Origin of the sequence: Floccifex sp. (assembly GCF_051873495.1) — a bacterium.
Lineage (GTDB): Bacteria > Bacillota_I > Bacilli_A > Erysipelotrichales > Erysipelotrichaceae > Floccifex.
In genome coordinates this window covers 1-20,888 of the sequence record NZ_JBJEEX010000116.1, presented here as the reverse complement: position 1 = coordinate 20,888, position 20,888 = coordinate 1, and the positions used below count along the sequence as shown (strand labels likewise).

The following is a 20,888-nucleotide window of genomic DNA, read 5'->3' as shown; positions in this document are numbered from 1 at the left end:
GTTACCTATTGGCAACCTCCACAACCACCTGAACAAGAAGAACAAGATGAACCACAAGAATGCATTGAAGTAATTACTAAATTTCCATCTTCCGCATCCAAAGTGATGTCTTCTAATAATCGAGCAGTTTCTTCTGACATATCTACATACAATCCATTAATCTGCATTGCATCTGTCACTACAATGCAATCCATACACAAACGAGTTTGACAACCTTCTCCTTGTGTAAAGAACGTAATACAATTCTTATTTTCTTGGTCTAAAATTTGTTCTAGAATTACTTTTGCGCTATCTGTAATTTTCATATTTTACCTCTCAAACGCTATTATTCTACACAATTTACCAATTCTATTCAACAAATAAGCTCTCATTCACTTCGATATTAAATAAAGAAAGGAAATTGATAATATCATCTTTGGCTTCATTTGCTTGAACAAAACGAATATTTTGTTTATCCCAAGTCTTAGCACAAATTTCAGCTGAAGGAACACCTAATGTTTCCGCTCCCACTTCATCAATACGATCTAAAATATCTTGTTGTTGACAAGAATCAATGAATTCCGAAATTTCATTTAAAACATAATCAACTTTCTTTACAGAATCCTTTTTCACAAACAAAGAAGCTTGAGGATATCCATTTAAATCCGATCCACTTTTTTCTTTGAAACTAGCTTGAACATCACTCAAAATAGCTAAATCCATATTGTTTTCTTTACCCTTTGCAATACAGGCTTGTGCTACAGGCATTGCTAATAAAGCACTATCTACTTGTCCTGTCAATAAAGCTTGTTGAGCTTGAGCAACATCTGAATAATACGTTACATCAAGATTCGTTGTATCATAGCTGTAATTGAACACAAGTTGAGGCACAGCATTTTCACCAAACGCACCAATACTACCTTGAGTAAAATCTTGTCCATTAGGTCCTACAATATACAAGTTTCCCCAAGTTAAAACACTTTGAAGTTGATACGTTTCACTTGCACCATATAACTTAGCACCTAAATTAGTAGGAGCTACAATAACATCGTATTCCCCATCCTTTTTTGATAACTCAGCTTGCAGAACATCTTGAGACGCATAATCAATTGAAACATTTTCATCATGCGCTAATCCCAACAAAGCAAGTGCAGGTGCACCCGATGGACATAAAATTGATACCGGTTCATCTTCTTGTGCACTACATGCACTAAAGGAAAGAGCCAATAAACCAGCTAGTCCCATCTTCATAAATTTTTTAAACATTTTTTAACCCTCCTGTATTTCTAACCAAACAAAAGGCGAGTTAATCCATTTTCGTTAAGATTGTTTTGGAACTAATTCCATGGAGTCGACCAATTTTACCAGAAATCATATTTATCGTATCCATATCTGCATCTAAGGCAATACTAATGATACTTACATTCTTTTCTTTATAAGGAATACCCATTCTTCCGATAATAAATTGACTATATTCATGTAAAATGCAGTTCAATTGTTCCACTGAATCTGGATTTTTCACAAGGATGCCAATTAAAGCGACTTTTGATTCCATAAAACCCTCCCATCGTATCTTTCATCTCAACTCTGTTTTGATGTTAGAAACAATACTATTTTATACGAAGCATAAAAAAATAGCGAGTATAAAACTCACTATTTCCATAAAGCTTTAGTTGCGACTTCTTCTTTAAAGTTATTTACAGCTTCCATCAAATCCACTGTAACTTGTTCTTTTGACCCAGACTTACGAATTGTAACCGTACGATTTTCCATGTCTTTTTCACCAACAACCAATTCATAAGGAATTTTCTTAATTTGTGCTTCACGAACACGATAACCCAATTTTTCATTGCGATCATCTAATTGAACACGCATTCCAGCTTCTTTTAATAATCCCACAACTTCGTTCGCATAAGCTAAGTGTTTTTCAACATGAACAGGAATTACATCAAATTGTACTGGAGCTAACCACAATGGGAAATGACCCGCAAAGTGTTCAATTAAGATACCCATGAAACGTTCAATTGAACCATAGATAACACGGTGAAGCATAATTGGTGTTTGTTTCTTTCCTTCACTGTCTACATAAGTACATTCAAAACGTTCAGGTAAATTCATATCCAATTGGATTGTTCCACATTGCCAATCTCTTCCTAAACTATCTTTAATATGGATATCTAATTTAGGACCATAGAAAGCTCCATCTCCTGGATTAACAACATATTCTTTACCCGCATGAACACACGCATTAGCCAATGCTTTTTCAGATTGTTCCCAAATTTCTAAAGAACCAATATAACCAGTTTCAGGACGAGTTGATAATTCAACTGTATAGTTTAAACCAAATACAGAATAAATACGATCAATCAACATTAATACTTTTTTAACTTCATCTTCCAATTGATCAGGAGTTACGAAAATATGCGCATCATCTTGTGTGAAAGTACGAACTCTAAATAAACCATTTAAAGCCCCACTCGCTTCATGACGATGAACTTGACCTAATTCACCAATACGTAAAGGTAAATCTTTATAAGAATGAAGAGAGTTATTATATACAAGTAAAGCCCCTGGACAGTTCATTGGCTTAATCGCAAAGTCTCTATCATCTACTTTTGTTGTGTACATATTTTGTTGATAGTGATCCCAGTGACCAGAAATTTCCCATAACTCACGTGAAGCAATAATAGGTGTTTTAATGAATTGATACCCTTCTTTTGTATGTTCTTCATACCAGAATTGTTCCAAAATATTTCTGAAAACCATTCCATTAGGAAGCATAATAGGCATACCAGGAGCATATTCACTTAACATGAATAATTCCATTTCTTTACCTAATTTTTTATGATCACGTTTTTTAGCTTCTTCTAAAGCTTCTAAATGTGCTTCTAATTGTTCTTTTGTATCAAAACAAACACCATAAACACGTTGAAGCATTTTATTATTGGCATCACCTTTCCAGTAAGCCCCTGAATGCTTTAACAATTTAAAGTTTTTACACATTTTTACAGATTCAACATGAGGTCCACGACATAAATCAGTAAAATCTCCTTGTGAATAACAAGTGATTGTTCCATCGTCTAAACGATTAATTAAATCCACTTTATATTCATCATCACCAAACATTTCTAAAGCTTCTTCTTTTGTGATTTCTTTACGAACAATGCGTTTTCCATCTTTGGCGATTTTTTTCATTTCTTTTTCGATTTTTTCTAAATCTTCATCTTTTAAAGAAACATCACCTAAATCCATATCATAGTAAAAACCTTCTTGAACAACAGGTCCAACCCAGAATTTCGCATTTGGATATAAGTGGCGAACAGCTTGTGCCATCATATGAGCACATGAATGATTTAACATCGATAAATGTTCATCTTCTAAAATATTAACTAATTCCATATCTTTCTCCTTTATATAAAAAAAACGACAGACAATCAAAGGACGTCTGTCGTACGCGGTACCACCTTTGTTCTCCCAATCGGGAACACTCAAATCTTTTAACGCAAGAATACGGCACACTTTTTCAAGGGCAATTCAAAGGGAGTAAAGTACTACATTTCGCAAAAAACTTTCACCAACCGTTTTTCTCTCTACATTAAAATAATAGACTTCATATCCTTATCGCTATTGTTAGCTTGATTATAAAACGGAATTAACGAGATGTCAAAAGAAAAAGGCTTACCATGCGGTAAACCTCTTTCCATAAAGGGGATACAATTCCACGTTATTTGGAATACTTTAAGGCCGATGGCCCTGTAGCTGTACTTGAAATACGATAAACGTTTTCTACACGGTATACGAAAATCTTGCCGTCACCAATATTTCCGGTATACAATGCCTTCTTAGCAGCTTTAACCACCGTTTCCACTGGAATTTCGCTAACAACGACTTCAACCTTAATTTTTGGTCGAAGTTCCATATTAACTTTGGCCCCACGGTAGAATTGTTCTTGACCTTTTTGAACACCACAACCAGATACTTGGGTAACAGTCATTCCACCAATTCCAATCGCATCCAAAGAACGCTTCAATACATCAAATTTTTCAAGACGAGTAATAATTTCAACCTTGTTCATTTCACCATATCCGCTATATACAGGAATGGCATCGTCAACTTCTACTTTTGGTTGAAGATCATCTTGAACCGTTTCAGGTAAATCAATATCCGATAAAGCAAAACTCTCATCTTCTAACAAACTATTAAAATCATTTGAAATTTGGAAACCAGCATAACTAGATTCCAATCCATGTTCCATTAAATCCAATCCAATAATTTCTTCATGAGCACTTACACGTAAACCAATTGTTTTATCAATTAATTTAAACGTAATATACATTGTCACACCTGTCCAAAGTGCAACGGCTAATAAACCAAGGCATTGAATTAAGAAGAAATGAATTCCTCCTCCATAGAACAAACCAAGAACCTCATATCCACTTGAATCGGTACCACAAGCAAGTAAACCAGTCATTAAAGTTCCTAAAGCTCCATTACACATATGTACCGCAACAGCTCCTACAGGATCATCAATTTTCAATTTATAGTCAAGTAACCAAACACCGAAGATTACAATTAAACCAGAAGCAATTCCTTCAATTACAGCACCAAAGGCATTAATATAATCACATCCAGCTGTAACACAAACCAAACCAGCTAATGATGCATTTAAACACATAGAAACATCGGGTTTACCATATTTAATCCAAGTGAAAATCATACAAGTAACTGTGGCAATGGCTGGTGCAATTGTCGTTGTGGCAAAGATTGTAGATAATTGTGTCGCATTTGTTGCAGCAGCACCATTAAATCCATACCAACCAAACCATAAAATAAAGACACCCAATGCTCCAATCGTAATATTATGTCCAGGAATACCATGAGGTTTTCCATCTTTATCAAATTTTCCAATACGAGGACCCAACAATTTTGCCCCTATCAATGCTGTTAAACCACCAACAAAATGAATAGCTGCTGAACCAGCAAAATCATGGAAACCAATTTGAGCTAACCATCCACCGCCCCAAATCCAGTGAGCTTCAATAGGATATACAACTAAACTGATCACAAAACTGTAAATACAATAAGAAATGAATTTTGTACGCTCGGCCATAGCTCCTGAAACAATGGTGGCAGCTGTTGCACAAAATACTAAATTGAAAACTAAGCTAGACCAATCCGTTCCGGCAAAATTCAATAATGGGCTTTCACCCCATCCAATAAAGCCTGCTACATCTTGTCCACACAATAAACTGTAACCCAAAATCAAGAACGCCACAGTTCCCAAACAGAAGTCCATTAAGTTTTTCATAATGATGTTTCCAGCATTCTTAGCTCGTGTAAATCCTGCCTCCACCATTGCGAATCCAGCTTGCATAAAGAATACCAATGCAGCACCTATCAAGTACCAGATTCCAAAAATTTGACTTACCATTTCTTCCATATCGTTTCCTCTCTTTTCTAAAAAAAAGCGAAGAAACTTAAACCATTACTAGTTCAAGCTCCTTCGCTTTATTTATGTTGTGATTTTACAACCATTAAACACATGTGTCAACAAATAAATGAAAATTTTTCAAAATTTATTTGTAAGCATTTTCATGATAAAATCTAACCATGAAAATTATTATATCACCCGCAAAACAAATGAAACCCGTCGATTTAAACATACAAACAACTAAACCAATGTTTAACGAACAAACTCAACGATTATTAGAACACCTTCAAAGCCTAGATTATGACACTTTAAAAAAATATATGAAATGCTCCGATACAATTGCCCAAGAAGTATATGACCTCTATCAAAACTTTGACAAACAAGAACCATCTTGTGCCCTATTAACATACTCAGGCATACAGTATCAATACATGCACGCTCAAGTATTTAACGACGACCAGTTTCAATACCTGCAAGATCACTTATATATCTTATCTGGTTTATATGGACTGGTTCGGCCTCTTGATGAAATAAAACGATATCGATTAGAAATGCAGACTAAATGTCCTTTTTCTCTATATGAATACTGGTCTGATTTACTTGCCAATGAAATTAAAGATGAAATCATCCTGAATCTGGCAAGCGAAGAATATGCCAAATGCATTCGTAAATACAAAAAAATAATAGACGTCCGTTTTGTCGAGGAACAAAATGGTAAGTATGTTGAAAAAGGAGTTTATGCGAAAATGGCAAGAGGAGCAATGGTTCGCTTCTTAGCTGAAAACAAAATAGAAGACATTGAAAGCATCAAAAACTTTAAAGAATTGGGATATACATTTGATTCATCTTTAAGCAATGAAAATAAATATGTTTTTATAAGAAATTAGCACTTTTCTATTGAATGTGCTAATTTTTGTGATATCATATTAGCAGATAGATAAATAGAGTGCTAACAGGAGGCCTATATGAACTACACAAACAACGACTTATTTTCAAACCAAGGAATCTTAAAAACAGATATATACCAAACAAACGAATACTATACTCTTAAAATTGAAGTAGCTGGGTTTAAAAAAGAAGACATTCAAATTCTTTTAAAAGATGGAAACCTAACCATTCAAGCCACTAAAAAACCAAGCGAAGGAAAAGTTATTCATCAAGAACGATTTACAGGAAAATGTTCACGATCATTCCAAATTGGAAACAACATTACACCTCAAGATATTAAGGCTTCATTTGATAATGGCGAATTAATCATTACCGTTCCAACTCAAGCGAAGAAACAAAAAGAAAGTACTTTTATCCAAATTTTTTAAAAAAATTGTTGAAAAACAAGAATATCGGACTATAATTGTTTTCAAAGTCAAAGAAAATTCCACGAAGAGAACAACGTTAATTTAAAACAAAAGCATAGAAAGCTTGTGGTTGATGGAAACAAGTGTTTTGATTAAATTAAATATCATCTCTAAGAAGCAATCTGAACTCATAGTAAGATTCGCCGGTTTTTCCCCGTTATTAGAAAAACGTATGATAGTACGTTAAGTGCTGTATATTTTTATATACAGAAAATGGGTGGTACCACGGATATTTCGTCCCTTTCAGAATATTGAAAGGGACTTTTTTTCTTTGGCAAGGAGGATATATGGATACATTAAAAAAATTTTCAAACTTTCTATCAAACCACACATCAAGCGTGGTAATTGCCATTGCCGTCGTTACTTTTTTCATTCCTGGTTTAATGGCTTGGGTTAATCACATGTTGTTTGTTGACTTTGCGACCAACAAATTCACATGTCAATCCATCATTATCGGTGTGATTATGTTTTCAATGGGTTTAACACTTACAACCAAAGACTTTGAAATCTTGGCAAAACGTCCCTTTGATATTTGTATCGGTGCCATTGCTCAATATTTGATTATGCCATTTCTAGCACTAACTATCACAAAATTATTACATTTACCCGCTGGCATTGCCCTAGGATTAATTCTTGTAGGATGTTGTCCAGGAGGAGTCAGTAGTAACATCATGTCTTATTTATGTGGAGGAGACGTTGCCTTTTCAGTCGGAATGACAACTGTTTCAACACTTTTATCACCCATCATGACCCCACTTATGGTTTCTTTATTGGCAAGCGGAACACAAATTGAAATTCAAGCCATTCCTATGTTTGTATCAATCATCGAAACCGTTATTGTTCCTGTTGCCATCGGATTTATGTGCAATCACTTTTTTGAAGAAAAAAATTGGTTTAAAGACATCCAAAGCGTTATGCCTGGTGCCGCTGTACTTGGTTTAGCTTGCGTTGTTGGTGGTGTTATTTCTTCACAAGGAGCTCATTTCTTTAGTTCTGGTATCACAATCTTTATTGCGGTTTTATTACACAACGGCCTAGGATACGCATTAGGATACGGAACAGGAGTTCTAACAAAAATGAATACATCAAAAAAACGTACAATTTCTATTGAAGTAGGAATGCAAAATGCTGGGCTTGCCACTAACTTAGCAACTACAACAGCTCAATTTGCTAATACACCAGAATCAGCTGTTATTTGTGCGGTATCTTGTGTATGGCACTCTATTTCTGGAACAATATTAGCTGGTTTATTTAAACACATGGATACAAAAAAAGTCGATTAGGCGCTTGCCTTTTCGACTTTTACTTTTTTCTTTTTTATTGTTTTTAAGTTATTTAAAACAAGATTTCCCTTCCCATTCAAAATCTCAACATACGATTGATGATCTTGTACTTGAATAATTCCTACATCATCAAAGTTAAGTCCCTCAATTTGACTAATGGCTCCTGCTATATCTCCAGCACGAACTTTCTTTGATTTGCCTGCATTGATATATAACTTCAACACATCTTTTTTTAGCTTTTTATTTTTATCTTCATTATAGCGAACACGTTCATTCAATCCAGTTAAATCAATATTTCCATCCAATTGTTCTAAATCAATATCAACATGTAAATAATCTTCTAATTGAACAAACTTCATTTGATCTAAGTCATCCACAAACGTAAAAGCCTTCCCTTTTTCATGTACACGAGCACTGCGTCCAATACGATGCACATATTTTTCGCAACTTTCCGGAAAATCATAATTAATAATCAATTCAACTCGTTCAACATCGATACCTCGACTTGCCACATCGGTCGCAATCAAAATCCGTGTTTTCCCTTGTTTAAATTGATCCATACACAAAAAGCGTTGTTCTTGTTCTAAATTACCCGCAATATAATCACAATTCACATCTAAATCACGTAAAAACTCATAAAGTTCTTTGGTTGTATCTTGTCTTTGACAAAAGACAATACATGATTCTGGTTTATATGTACTTAATATACGAAGTAAATCTAAATTCTTATTTTTAGTTTGAATAAAATGCTCTTCAATTTTTATTTTTTCTTCTTCCATTTGAACAAAAATAGGATCCTTCATGAAATCTATTAATAAATCACAAGGATAAGTTGCACTCAAAAAACAATGACATATATCTTTTCTTAAATACATAAAAATACTTTGAATGGATTTCAGAAAATCTTGATTCAATAGCTCATCTGCTTCATCCAAAACACAAAACGACAACATTGAACCATCAATATTTCCTCTTTGAAAATGCTCCAATACTCTTCCAGGTGTCCCGACAATCACATGTACTCTTTGTTTCAAATCTTGTTCTTGATACGAAATAGGACTTTTACCCGTAAGACAAAGTGTTTTAATTTTTTTGAAACAACCAACTTGATCAAATACTTCTTTGATTTGTTTTGCCAATTCTCGAGTAGGAACCAAAACAAGACACTGTGCTTGTTTTTGATTCACTGTAAGCGATTCTAAAATAGGTAACACATAGCTCAACGTTTTTCCAGAACCCGTTTTAGCTTGGACAATACAGTCTTTCTTTTCTCTTAAAATAGGAACTACTTTCTCTTGAATCGGAAGAAATTGCTTTATCCCTAAGCGTTCAAGCGCTTTTTCAAGATCTAAATCAAAAGTCATACTTATCCTACCTTTTTAATTTCAATGATTTCTAAATTCGATAGAACACTATCTGGATTAATCACTTGATCAATGTATTCCATTTCCCCTGTTTGATGATCATATGGATCTTTTCGCATAAAAGTTTTATCTGGTTCAAGTGGTTGCAGTACACCTCTTGCACTTGGAATGCGATATGGATCAATATTCCCAAAATAGAAATTACGTCTTAAATCACTGTGTTCACGATATCCTCTTCCTCCAAAAGAACAATCCGCATATAACCATCCATAAGGAGCCACATAAAACTGAGCCCAGTCATGGTTTCCAATCATTTGAGGATGAGCATACAATCCTGCTTGCCAACGACTTGGAATATGAGCAATACGACATAATGTGATAAATAAACTTGCCTGTACCCCACAATCTCCTTTTAAACTTGTTGCCACAAATTCTGGAATGGAAGGAAGTGTACAATAAGCAGGTACAAACGAATATGTCACATGACTAGTGATATAGTCATAAATTTTCTTAGCCTTTAATAAAGGATTCGTTTCATCACCAATGATTTGAGCACACAATTGTTTTAAATACGTTGTGAACACATAATGAGGTTCTACTTCTTCTAAGTAAAAATCTTTTCCATCATCAAAACAAATTGAAGCATCTAAATCATGGTAAATCACATGATTGATAAATTCATATTCAACAAAAAATTCCATATCTTCTTGATAAACACATTCAAAATAAATTGAACGATGATTCACAGTATTATCATTCACAATGCCACCTTGTGTATAAGATAAAATCTTTAAATCCTCAACCTGAGAATATTCTACCGGAATAGGAATCCATACTCGAATTACTTTTCCAGGAATTTGATCCTCCTTAGCTACTTTAAGTGATAAACGAACATGAATTTTAACTTTCATTTCATTTTCATCGATTAATTCTTGTATTGTTTGTTCAAGAATCGTATCATCCTGTGGCATTTCATCACTTCGATTTCGATAATCCAAATGCACTTTCACTAAATTATCATAAATATCATCTTTAAATTTCATTGTGCCATGATCAAATATAAATTCAAAAGCACTTTCTTTAAACAATTCATCAAATTCTTCTTCACTAAAATCAATAATATGACTTTGAATCAAAGCAATTGCTTGTTCCTTAGTATAAATAAAAGCTTTAGGATATTCTTTTAAAATTTCTTTTTCAAGCAACAATCTTTCTTTTAGTGCATTTGGAATATCCTTTTTTAAACGCAAATCAATCATTTCATTGACCAATTCAAACTGCCCATTTTGTTTTAGAATTTCAATATCCTGTGGCAAAGGCGTTCTTAAACTATCCATTTTCATGCTTCCACCTCAATTTCTATACACCCATCAACGGCTTCTTTTTCTAATTCATCAATTATTTGAATACCTGCACTTGTTCCAATTCTTTGTGCCCCACAAGCAAGCATGTTCTTAAATGTCTGAGCATCACGTATTCCACCAGATGCCTTTACTTTCACTTGATTCTTTACAATCGATTTCATTAAGCGAACATTTTCTTCTTTGGCTCCACCAGATCCAAAACCAGTAGAAGTTTTCACAAAATCAATTCTAACTTCCACAGCGATTTCACAGATTTTAATAATTTCATCTGATGTAAGATAACACGTTTCTAAAATCACTTTACATATTTTCCCATGTTTATGAGCTAAATCCGTAATTTGTTTCATTTCATCTTTTACATAAGTCCAATTTTTATCTTTAACTTCTGTAATATTTAATTGATAATCAATTTCATCAGCGCCATTATTAATCGCATCCTGAGTTTCCAATACTTTCGCCTGTATGCTCATTTGACCTAAAGGAAAACCAATAGCTGCTCCTGTATGAATCTCACTATTTTGTAGTAATGAATGACAAAAAGCTGTTTGGCCTGAATTAATTGCGACCATCGCAAAATGATATTGTTTCGCTTGCTCACAAAGTGTTTTCATATCTTCTTTTGTGACATAAGCTTTAACATTGGTATGATCAATTAAATTTGCACATTGTTCGATTGTTAGTTTTTTCTTCATATCTCTATACTCCTTGTTTTAGTATAACACGATTTGATAAAATATATTAAAAGAGGACGAAATTATGTATAAAGTAAAACCCATTTCCTATTCAACTTTATGGGGCGATGATAGGCTCAAACAATATGGAGCTAATATAGAAGCTCCTATCGGAATTGTTTATAGTGTTAGTGGAATTGAAGCCTTCAATTGTGAAATTGAAAACGAACAAGAACACACCACACTAAAAGAAAAAGTGGAACAAAATCCTGAATGTTTTGGATTATTAAAAGGAGAAGAATTTCCTGTTATTATTGCCTTTGATGCCTGTAAAGAATCCGTTAGCTTTCAAATTCATCCTAGGGATGACTATGCTAAACAAAAGCTAAACTTACCCTATGGAAAAAGTGAAGCCTGGTTCTTTATTCAAGCACCGACTCATCATTTTGTATGGGCAAAACACAACGGAAACATAAAGAACGCCCTTGAAACAAATACTATGGAAGATATCATCAATCATTTACCTGTTAAAGAACACGATTTAGTCTATCTTCAATCTGGTGTTGTTCATGCCTTAACAAAGGGTTCATTAATTTATGAAATACAACAATCAACTAATATCACTTATCGTTTATATGACTATAATCGCATCGATCCGAAGACGAATAAACCAAGACAATTAAACATTGATGAAGCCTTAGATAATATTGATTCAAATATTAATCCTGTTTGTATATCATTTGAAGAAGGTAAACAAGATTTTCGTGAATTTAGCTTGCATCATACAACTTTAAAACAAACATTTACAAATGAATCAAATATTGTTTGTGCTATCTCTGTATTAAAAAATAAAGCCATCATCAATCATGAAACAATAACGCAAGGACATAGTATTTTAGTTCTTCCTAAAGAAACAATCACTATTCAAAACGAAGCCGATGTTATGATTGCCTATATTTCAGATTATTTTAGACATTCTTAGTTTAAAAAAGAATGGTTGATACTTCATCACCATTCTTTTTGGTATTGTATTCGTAAACAAGGATTCATAATACTTGCTTGTTTAAAAACCAGTAAAATCCCTTGTAAACATGGACGATTGTCAATCTCAAGTCGTATTTCAATATTTAGCGTACACAACAAATCATATAATCCATCTAAGTTTAATGTATAATCAAGTTTAAATTGTTCTTGAAGATAAGCTAATGCTTCTTCTTTTGAATTTTGATTTAAAAGTAATGTCATCATTCACCTTCATACAACAATTCAAATGTTTCATAGTGATCCTCTGTATAATAAACATCGCCATCTTCGGTATAAACCAAACGCTTACTATTTCGATAACCACCTTCATAATCAATATCACATTCATAATAAACATCATCCGGAAGAGTTTGTTCATAATTCATAAATTGATCTCCTCCAATACTCATTCCCGGACAAACATCCCATAAATTTCCTTTAGATGCATCCCATCCTTCTTTCATGGCCTCCTGTTTCGTGATGTAATTATCGGGAAGATGTGAATACGTATAAATGTAAAGAGCTACATCGTCTTTCGAACTATATGTTTCTGTTTCATCAAGTGTTGTTGTACAACCCACAAATAGAAACAAACATAAAATAATATTCAATAATTTTTTCATGATTTTATTGTATCATTTTTTGAAAACATTTATACAATATGATACAGTTATTAAGCTTCAAAAAAGGAGAAAACATATGTCAAATTTAGAAAAGTATATCATTGTATTTTTAATATCAATGGTTCCCGTTGTGGAACTAAGAGGAGCCATTCCCATTGGAATTGGAGCCTATAACCTCCCTGTTGTTCAAACCTTTATTATTTGTATTATCGGAAATATGATTCCAGTTCCTTTTATCTTTTTATTTGCACGAAAAGTATTAGAATGGGGTATCGATAAACCAGTTCTATCGAAACCATTTTCTTTCTTATTAAACAAAGGACATAAAGGTGGACAAAAATTAAAAGCGAAAGCCGGACGTGGTTTATACTATGCTTTATTTTTATTCGTAGGAATACCCGTTCCTGGAACAGGAGCTTGGACTGGAACATTAGCCGCTTCTATTCTTGATTTAGATTTTAAAAAAACTGTTTTAGCCGTTCTTGCCGGGGTATTGCTTGCCGGGATTATTATGGCCATCAGTTCTTATGGATTATTTGAAATTATCTTCTAGCCTAAGTGAAACTTAGGCTTTTTTTTGATAGAATAATAACATGAAATTACCAGAAACCTATAAACAAAATATGAAATCTCTTCTTAATGAAGAATATGACGAATTTATCGAAAGCTTTGAACAAGATCGTTATTACGGATTAAGGGTGAATACCACTAAAATTTCCGTTGAAGACTTTTTAAAAATTAGTCCCTTTCACCTAGAACCTATTCCTTGGACATCAAATGGATTTTATTATCAAGAAAGTGAGCGTCCTGCTAAGCATCCTTATTACTACGCTGGTTTGTACTATTTACAAGAACCAAGTGCCATGATGCCAGCTCAAACATTAGAAATAGAAGAAGGTGACATCGTTCTTGATGCGTGTGCAGCACCTGGAGGAAAAAGCACCGAATTACTAAATAAACTAAACGGAACGGGATTATTATTCAGTAACGACATTTCTTCTTCACGTGCCCAAGGTTTATTACACAACATTGAAAAATGGGGTTGTGGCAATGTAATTGTAGCGAGTGAAGATGTTTCTACATTGGCAAAACACTACCCAGAAACATTTGATAAAGTTTTAATTGATGCTCCTTGCTCAGGAGAAGGAATGTTTCGAAAAGATCCTTCTTTAATTCAAAGTTGGGAAGAAAGAGGAAATGAATACTATGTCAAACTTCAAAAAGAAATCGTTAAAAGCGCTTTAAGCTTACTAAAACCAGGTGGAAAAATGGTTTATTCTACTTGTACTTTCTCTTGTAGTGAAAATGAAGACATTATTGCGTATATGAAAGAAATATGTCCAGAGATTCAACTCATTCATATTGAGAGTCCTTATTTTTCAAGAGGGGTTAACGGATATGAACAATGTGTTCGTTTATATCCACATAAAATCAAAGGAGAAGGTCACTTTGTAGCTTATATACAAAAAGGGGATAAGCCAATTTCTCATTCTTCTATTATTCATCCAAATGAAATACCAAATGAAGATGCCAAAGAATTCTTTAAGAACATTCAAAAATCATTTGATAATGGTACATTCCAACTCAAAAAAGATAAACTATATTTTATACCTGATATCAACTTAAAAGGCATTCGTATTTTACGCTCTGGTTTATTTTTAGGGGAGTGTAAAAAGAATCGCTTCGAACCAAGCCAGGCATTAGCCATGAATTTAAAAAAAGAAGAATTTAAAAATGTGATTGATTTAGATATTAGTGATCCAAATGTGATTAAATACTTAAAAGGTGAAACAATACAAGTTTCAAACACCAAACTTAAAGGATGGGTTTTAGTGTGTGTCAATGGATACTCTTTAGGATTTGGGAAAATTCAAAACGGAACAATTAAAAATAAATACGCACAAGGATGGAGATGGCAATGAGACTTGATAAATATTTAGCAGATATGCAGATTGGGACACGTTCTCAAGTAAAAAAATTAATTCAAAAGGGATTTGTCCAAGTTAATGATGAAATCATCAAAAAAATTGACTTTAAAGTAAATGAAGATGATATTGTGGTTGTGGATGGCATGCGTGTGGATTATGTCAGCTACGAATATTATTTATTAAATAAACCTGCTGGTTTTATTTGTGCAACCCAAGACAATCGCTATCCAAGTGTTCTTGAGCTCATTCCATATGTTCGCAAAGACATTGCAATTGTAGGAAGATTAGATGTAGATACACAAGGCGCTTTATTAATTACCAATGATGGTCAATTAAATCATAAATTACTGTCTTTAAAACACCATGTTGATAAAAAATATTATGTAGAAGTAGATTCTGTTTTACCAGAAAATGCCAAAGAAATTTTTTCGCAACCAATGGAATTTTCTGATTTCACTTCCCAACCTGCACTTTATGAAGACATTGATGATACTTCTTGTTTTATAACTATTCAAGAAGGAAAATACCACCAAGTAAAACGCATGTTTGAACAAATTGGATGTACCGTTACGTTTCTAAATCGTGTTCAATTTGGAAATTTAACCATTGATGGTCTTGAAGTCGGTGAATACCGTGAATTAACAGAAGAAGAAATTCAACAATTATATGAATACTAGTAGCCATAAAAACAGTTTATGGAGTGTATCGTATTGATACGCTCCATTTTTCATTGGGATAATATTGTTCATACTGCTTAGACTCAAGATAAGATATGTATACATTTATTTTGCAGATGCATTAAACGATCTTATTCACTCAATATATTAATTCGAATCAAAAAGAACAAATTGCACCGCAAACACAATTACGGTGCAATTTTTATATGTTTTACTAATTCACAAGCCACTAAACATAAAATGAAATCAGGAATAATGGTCATAAAACAATTCACAAAAGCCATTAAAAAACCAATGGGCTGTTGATAGAATAAAACCATCATTCCATAATAATAAATAAAGCCACATCCATAATATGCCAATAAACCTGCAATTGTTTTTATAAAATTTGATTTATTAATAGATGTCATTATCCAAATAGCTACTAGAAAACCAAACAAAAATCCAAAAGTTGGTTTTACTAAATAGGAAAATCCTCCCCCACTGGCAAACACGGGTATTCCAACAAGTCCTAAAATCAAATAACTAATTAAACATAAGCATGCATTCTTTCGATTCAACAATAAGCCAGCCAATAATACAAACAACCATTGCAGAGTAAAGTGCATACCTGCCATTAAAGGAATTTGAATCTTAGAACCAATGGCAATTAGAGCCGTAAACAAAGCACAATACGTAACGTCTCTAGTTTTCATCAATTAACTCCTTCAACGATTGAAAAGTAGCTTCATTGGCTTGAAGAATATGTTTAATTCCATATTCTTTTAAAGTTTGTGTTGTTTTAGGTCCAATCGAATACGCAATTCCCTTTTCCTTGTATTCTTCTATATTGGAAACATGTTTTAAAAACCGCTTCGCATTTAACGAACTAGTGAATATAACCGGATGAGCAATATACATATTTTCACATTCTATTTCTGAATTATGATAAACAACTATTTTATGATACTCACATACTGATTCTAAACCATCAATCTCATCGTGAATATCACTTGAAAAATAATCTACAATATCCGTTTTATTTACTTTTAATTCTTCAATCAATGTTTTGGCATTAAAACAAGATGGAATAAAATCCGCTTTAATTCCATAAGACTGTAACCTTGTTGCGGTTGCCTTTCCTACGACAACAAATTGTGTATGACAATATTTACGAATATCATCAATCCCAAAGAAGAACCCATCTACAGCATTTTTACTAGTGAAAATCACAATATCAGGTATGTGATCTAATTTATAAGGCAGAAGTTCAATTTGAGCCACTTTGACTTCATATACTTTATAATCTGACAACAATTTCGTTAACTGATTTTTTTCATGACAAGGAAAAAACAATTCCTTTTTCATAGCTTTTGATAGTGTTCTTGTTTCATGAAACGATGCACACTTTCCTACAACAATAATAGCCGGTGATACTAAACCAATGTCTATATTTTGAATATCACTTAAAGTTGAATATAAATTCTTTTGATAAGGCGTTGTAGCACAACTAATAATTGCGATAGGCATATTAGAATCCATGCCATGTTCCATTAACTTTTGTGCAATTTCTTTTGCCTTTGATAACCCCATCAAAAAAACAAGGGTATCCTTACTTTTTGCGATGTTTTCAAAATCAATATTTTTAAATTCACCCGTGGCATTATGAGCACTCATTACATGAAATCCATTTGAAACACCTCGTGTCGTAAGTGGAATCCCAGCACTACTAGGAGCAGCAATACAACTTGAAATACCACAAACAACTTCATACGAAATACCTTTTTCTTTTAAGTACTCCACTTCTTCTTGTCCGCGTCCAAAAACAAATACATCTCCACCTTTAAGACGCACTACATTCTTATATTCCATTGCCTTTTGGACCATAAGCGCATTAATTTGTTCTTGTTTTAAGGTATGTTGATGGCTTGCCTTTCCTACATAGATCCATTCACAATCTTCTTTTCCAAAAGAGAAAACTTGTTCAGGAACTAAACGATCATATAAAATACAATCTGCTTCTTTTATTTTCTTTACAGCTTGAATAGTTAAATAATCCAATGAACCAGGACCCGCTCCTACTAAAGAAACTGTACCTGCCATTTGTTTACGAATTTGTTTTGCTGCTTGTATTGCGACTTGATACGCATCAGTACCTGATATTGATGCGTAATACAATTGTTCTTTTCCATACACCGCTTGTAAAGATATAATTCCATCTTGGTAACTTGCACAAGCTCCAATGGGATTTTTACAATTCCCATTCATTTCTTGTAAAAAGTAACGCTCACAATTTGTTTCTATATCACTTTTTTCATCACAAAATTCATTAACAATATTAATTAAATCCACATTATCGGCTTTTAATTCAATTGCCAATGCACCTTGACAACAAGAAGGAATCATTTGTTCATAAGATAAAACTTCTATTGTTTCATTTATGTGCAGACGATTACAACCCGCTTTAGCTAAAATCAAGCCATCATAATCATTGTCTTTCATTTTTTGAATACGCGTATCAATATTTCCACGAATATCGACAACATTTAAATCCGGACGAAGCTTTAACAATTGTTTCTTACGACGAATAGATCCAGTGGCAATTGTTGCTCCTTGTTTTAATTGAGATAAAGAGCGCTCATGATTTAAAATCAAGCAATCATGATTATCTTCTCTTTTCCAGCATTTACTAATTGTCAAATGGGGTTCCAATTCACTTGGTAAATCTTTCATAGAATGAATTGCCATTTGAATTTTATCTTTTAAAAGCTGTTGTTCAATTTCTTTTATAAATAATCCATTTCCACCTATTTCACACAAAGGACGACTGTTTTTATCTCCTTTGGTATGAATCACCACGATTTCAAAACTTAGTTCTGGATGCGCTTTGGAAAGTGTATCCACAACACTTTGCGTCTGCATCAAAGCTAGTTTTGATCCTCTTGTACCTACTTTTATATACATAAAACACCTATTTTTCTAATGCGTCTAATAAAAATTCTTTTAATATTTTTTTACGTGATTCAATATCGATATCTTTTAATTGATCACGAATCACTTCCATTTTTTCATTGATATCCCCTAATTGTTCAGTCACTATATTTTCATTTTGTTTACGAAGATATTGACAAATTAAAGGATTCTTTCCCGATGAGCTAAAAGCCGCAACCACATTTTTTTGATGAATCAAAGAAGGAAAAATAAACATACAATCTTCTTTTTGATCCACTGCATTCACTAAGATATTTTTATCTTTACAATATGATGCGATTTCATGGTTTAATGTCTTATTATCTGTAGCTGCAATCACAATGTCAAAGTTATCGATGTCTTTTAATTCAACTTCTTTTTGAATACAAGTACATCCTTCAATTTGAACAAATTCTTTGGAAATACATGTCACATCGGCTTCAAAATCCATTAGTGTATGTATTTTACTCTTTGCGATTTTGCCAGAGCCTACCACTAAACATAGTTTATTTTTAATATCAATAAAAAAAGGAAAATATGCCATGAGAGTATTCTAACATATTCTTTATAATTTATCTCATTTAGTTTATCATTATATAGAAGGAAGGTTTTTTTATGAACAATTTAGAATTCAAAAAAGATTTACCTGAATTCATTGAAAAAACAAATCAATTTTATTCAGGTGAAATGAATATGAAAGACTATAAAGGTTTTTCTGGTTTTTATGGAAGTTATGCTCAAAAAGGTGGTAAAGCCAGTATGCTTCGTCTACGTTTGCCAGCTGGAGTCATCACAAAAGAAACATTAAATTTCATTGTGAATGAAATCAAAAAATATGAAGTTACACGTGCCCACTTCACAACATGTCAAACCATTCAGTTGCACGACTTACAACCATCTCAATTATTTTCCATCTATGAAGACATCTTAGATTTTGGGATTATTTCGATTGGTGGAGGAGGAGACTTCCCTCGTAATGTCATGTGTTCTCCATTAAGTGGTGTACAAAAAGATGAATACTTCGATGTTACACCATATGCACAAGCCGTAAGCAATTACTTATTAACACTTGTGAAAGCCGAAAAAATGCCTCGTAAATTAAAAGTTGGTTTCTCAAACACAAAAGACAATGTTACTCATGCCACTTTCCGTGACCTAGGATTTGTTGCTTGCCAAGACGGTACTTTTGATGTTTATTGTTGTGGTGGACTTGGAAACAATCCTCGTTTTGGAGTACAAGTTGCCTCAAAAGTACAAGGCGAAGATCTTTTATATTATGTAAAAGCAATGCGTGATACTTTCTTACAACACGGAAACTATACAAACCGTGCTAAAGCGCGTACTCGTTATATGATTGAAGCCGTTGGTGGTGAACAAGCCTTCAAAGAATACTTTAATGAAAATTTAAAAGAAGCATTCAAAGAAGATTTAAAAATCAATGTTTCGCCTATTGTCATCACAAAACAAGGAAACGGTTCAATCGAAGGGTTCAATGTGATTGCTCAAAAACAAGAAGGACTATATAGTGTTTGTTACCATCCACTAGGAGGAAATCCAAGTTTAGAAGTACTAGCTCATTTAAATGATGCACTTCAAGATATGGATGATGTCATTTTACGTTTATCACCAGATGAATCTTGTTACATCACAAACTTAACAGCCCAAGAAGCTCGTATTGTTTTAGATGTCATTAAAGAAGACAGTGCTCAAAATGTGTTTGAAACATCAATTAGTTGTATTGGAGCAAGCACTTGTCAAGTTGGTTTACGTGATTCACAAGGATTATTAAAAACTTGTATCGAAGAAATTCGAAATGCTAACTTACCAGCAGATGCTCTATGTCAAATTCATATTTCTGGTTGTCCATCAAGTTGTGGTACACACCAAGTTGGTAAAATTGGATTTAGAGGTCATACTAAAGTTATCGACAAAAAAGCTTATCCAGCTTTCATGTTGTACATTGCTGGAAATGACATGCAAGGAAGCGAAGCAATGGGAAAAGAAATGGGTGCTATTTTAGAAGAAGATGTACCTAAATTCTTAGTTGAATTAGGAACAACAATCGCAAGTTCTCATTGTTCTTTTGATGAATGGGTTCAATCAAATCCAAATGGAATTGAACAAATCGCTAGTAAATATATTTAAAAGAAAAGAAAAAACAACGGTGTTTCTACATCGTTGTTTTCTGGATAATCAAATTTAACCGGGGTCTGCTAAACCGGGGTCATTAACTGGGGTCTG

The 20,888-nt window shown here is 33.2% G+C and carries 21 protein-coding genes and 1 other annotated feature; of the genes, 8 read left to right on the top strand and 13 right to left on the bottom strand.

Annotated elements, in window-relative coordinates; translation table 11 throughout:
• Window positions 1-5 precede the first annotated feature (5 nt).
• The 5 genes from ACI313_RS07200 to ACI313_RS07180 form a co-directional block, all read right to left on the bottom strand.
• Window positions 6-305, bottom strand: coding sequence for a hypothetical protein (locus ACI313_RS07200; RefSeq protein WP_320607513.1), 300 nt, complete (start codon window positions 303-305; stop codon window positions 6-8).
• 43 nt (window positions 306-348) lie between these two features.
• Window positions 349-1,245: a hypothetical protein gene (locus ACI313_RS07195; RefSeq protein ID WP_320607514.1), complete on the bottom strand. Its 897-nt coding sequence runs from the start codon at window positions 1,243-1,245 to the stop codon at window positions 349-351.
• A 40-nt stretch (window positions 1,246-1,285) separates the two neighbouring features.
• Complete coding sequence (locus ACI313_RS07190) at window positions 1,286-1,534, bottom strand: TM1266 family iron-only hydrogenase system putative regulator (protein WP_320607515.1); 249 nt, start codon at window positions 1,532-1,534, stop codon at window positions 1,286-1,288.
• Window positions 1,535-1,632: 98 nt separating this feature from the next.
• The gene (thrS, locus tag ACI313_RS07185) at window positions 1,633-3,378 is read right to left on the bottom strand and encodes a threonine--tRNA ligase (RefSeq protein ID WP_320607516.1); all 1,746 of its coding nucleotides are present in this window, start codon (window positions 3,376-3,378) and stop codon (window positions 1,633-1,635) included.
• 325 nt (window positions 3,379-3,703) lie between these two features.
• The gene (locus ACI313_RS07180; protein ID WP_439755634.1) at window positions 3,704-5,419 is read right to left on the bottom strand and encodes an ammonium transporter; all 1,716 of its coding nucleotides are present in this window, start codon (window positions 5,417-5,419) and stop codon (window positions 3,704-3,706) included.
• Window positions 5,420-5,589: 170 nt separating this feature from the next.
• Between ACI313_RS07180 and yaaA the strand changes: the two genes are divergently transcribed.
• The 3 genes from yaaA (at window position 5,590) to ACI313_RS07165 (ending at window position 8,048) form a co-directional block, all read left to right on the top strand.
• Complete coding sequence (yaaA, locus tag ACI313_RS07175) at window positions 5,590-6,297, top strand: peroxide stress protein YaaA (RefSeq protein WP_439755633.1); 708 nt, start codon at window positions 5,590-5,592, stop codon at window positions 6,295-6,297.
• A 78-nt stretch (window positions 6,298-6,375) separates the two neighbouring features.
• Window positions 6,376-6,726, top strand: coding sequence for an Hsp20/alpha crystallin family protein (locus ACI313_RS07170; RefSeq protein ID WP_439755632.1), 351 nt, complete (start codon window positions 6,376-6,378; stop codon window positions 6,724-6,726).
• A gap of 52 nt (window positions 6,727-6,778) precedes the next feature.
• Window positions 6,779-7,010, top strand: a binding site (T-box leader).
• A gap of 42 nt (window positions 7,011-7,052) precedes the next feature.
• Window positions 7,053-8,048 carry a bile acid:sodium symporter family protein gene (locus tag ACI313_RS07165; RefSeq protein WP_320607519.1) on the top strand — a complete coding sequence of 332 codons (996 nt, stop codon included), beginning with the start codon at window positions 7,053-7,055 and terminating at the stop codon, window positions 8,046-8,048.
• Here the strand turns inward: ACI313_RS07165 and ACI313_RS07160 are convergent.
• The 3 genes from ACI313_RS07160 to deoC are packed head-to-tail and all read right to left on the bottom strand — an operon-like array spanning window position 8,045 to window position 11,468.
• Complete coding sequence (locus ACI313_RS07160) at window positions 8,045-9,412, bottom strand: DEAD/DEAH box helicase (protein WP_439755631.1); 1,368 nt, start codon at window positions 9,410-9,412, stop codon at window positions 8,045-8,047. The genes ACI313_RS07165 and ACI313_RS07160 overlap by 4 nt on opposite strands.
• 2 nt (window positions 9,413-9,414) lie before the next feature.
• Window positions 9,415-10,755 carry a transglutaminase-like domain-containing protein gene (locus ACI313_RS07155; RefSeq protein WP_320607521.1) on the bottom strand — a complete coding sequence of 447 codons (1,341 nt, stop codon included), beginning with the start codon at window positions 10,753-10,755 and terminating at the stop codon, window positions 9,415-9,417.
• Complete coding sequence (gene deoC / locus ACI313_RS07150; protein WP_320607522.1) at window positions 10,752-11,468, bottom strand: deoxyribose-phosphate aldolase; 717 nt, start codon at window positions 11,466-11,468, stop codon at window positions 10,752-10,754. The genes ACI313_RS07155 and deoC overlap by 4 nt, the downstream gene beginning before the upstream one ends.
• Window positions 11,469-11,532: 64 nt before the next feature.
• Here deoC and ACI313_RS07145 point away from each other — a divergent pair, with 64 nt between their 5' ends.
• Window positions 11,533-12,429 carry a class I mannose-6-phosphate isomerase gene (locus ACI313_RS07145; RefSeq protein WP_320607523.1) on the top strand — a complete coding sequence of 299 codons (897 nt, stop codon included), beginning with the start codon at window positions 11,533-11,535 and terminating at the stop codon, window positions 12,427-12,429.
• A gap of 26 nt (window positions 12,430-12,455) precedes the next feature.
• Here the strand turns inward: ACI313_RS07145 and ACI313_RS07140 are convergent, their stop codons facing one another.
• Both ACI313_RS07140 and ACI313_RS07135 read right to left on the bottom strand, forming a co-directional pair.
• Window positions 12,456-12,695 carry a hypothetical protein gene (locus ACI313_RS07140; RefSeq protein ID WP_439755630.1) on the bottom strand — a complete coding sequence of 80 codons (240 nt, stop codon included), beginning with the start codon at window positions 12,693-12,695 and terminating at the stop codon, window positions 12,456-12,458.
• A complete protein-coding gene (locus ACI313_RS07135; RefSeq protein WP_320607525.1) occupies window positions 12,692-13,093 on the bottom strand; it encodes a ribonuclease domain-containing protein in 402 nt (133 codons plus the stop codon). The genes ACI313_RS07140 and ACI313_RS07135 overlap by 4 nt, the downstream gene beginning before the upstream one ends.
• A 76-nt stretch (window positions 13,094-13,169) precedes the next feature.
• Between ACI313_RS07135 and ACI313_RS07130 the strand changes: the two genes are divergently transcribed.
• From ACI313_RS07130 to ACI313_RS07120, 3 genes are read left to right on the top strand one after another with little or no spacing between them, the layout of a single operon-like run.
• Entirely contained in the window at window positions 13,170-13,646 is a 477-nt protein-coding gene (locus ACI313_RS07130) for a COG2426 family protein (protein ID WP_320607429.1), read from the top strand.
• Between the two features lie 40 nt (window positions 13,647-13,686).
• Entirely contained in the window at window positions 13,687-15,015 is a 1,329-nt protein-coding gene (locus ACI313_RS07125) for an RsmF rRNA methyltransferase first C-terminal domain-containing protein (protein ID WP_439755629.1), read from the top strand.
• Window positions 15,012-15,698, top strand: a complete 687-nt coding sequence (locus ACI313_RS07120) for a pseudouridine synthase (RefSeq protein WP_320607431.1) — start codon at window positions 15,012-15,014, stop codon at window positions 15,696-15,698. Before ACI313_RS07125 ends, ACI313_RS07120 begins: the two co-directional genes overlap by 4 nt.
• A 188-nt stretch (window positions 15,699-15,886) precedes the next feature.
• Here ACI313_RS07120 and ACI313_RS07115 read toward each other — a convergent pair whose 3' ends face one another.
• The 3 genes from ACI313_RS07115 to ACI313_RS07105 are packed head-to-tail and all read right to left on the bottom strand — an operon-like array spanning window position 15,887 to window position 19,191.
• The gene (locus ACI313_RS07115) at window positions 15,887-16,393 is read right to left on the bottom strand and encodes a biotin transporter BioY (protein WP_320607432.1); all 507 of its coding nucleotides are present in this window, start codon (window positions 16,391-16,393) and stop codon (window positions 15,887-15,889) included.
• Complete coding sequence (gene hemC / locus ACI313_RS07110; RefSeq protein WP_439755628.1) at window positions 16,383-18,641, bottom strand: hydroxymethylbilane synthase; 2,259 nt, start codon at window positions 18,639-18,641, stop codon at window positions 16,383-16,385. The genes ACI313_RS07115 and hemC overlap by 11 nt, the downstream gene beginning before the upstream one ends.
• A gap of 7 nt (window positions 18,642-18,648) precedes the next feature.
• On the bottom strand, window positions 18,649-19,191 hold the full coding sequence (locus ACI313_RS07105; protein WP_439755627.1) for a precorrin-2 dehydrogenase/sirohydrochlorin ferrochelatase family protein: 543 nt from the start codon (window positions 19,189-19,191) through the stop codon (window positions 18,649-18,651).
• A 71-nt stretch (window positions 19,192-19,262) separates the two neighbouring features.
• On the opposite strand from ACI313_RS07105, the gene ACI313_RS07100 reads away from it, so the two are divergent.
• Entirely contained in the window at window positions 19,263-20,792 is a 1,530-nt protein-coding gene (locus ACI313_RS07100; RefSeq protein ID WP_439755626.1) for a nitrite/sulfite reductase, read from the top strand.
• Window positions 20,793-20,888: the final 96 nt, after the last annotated feature.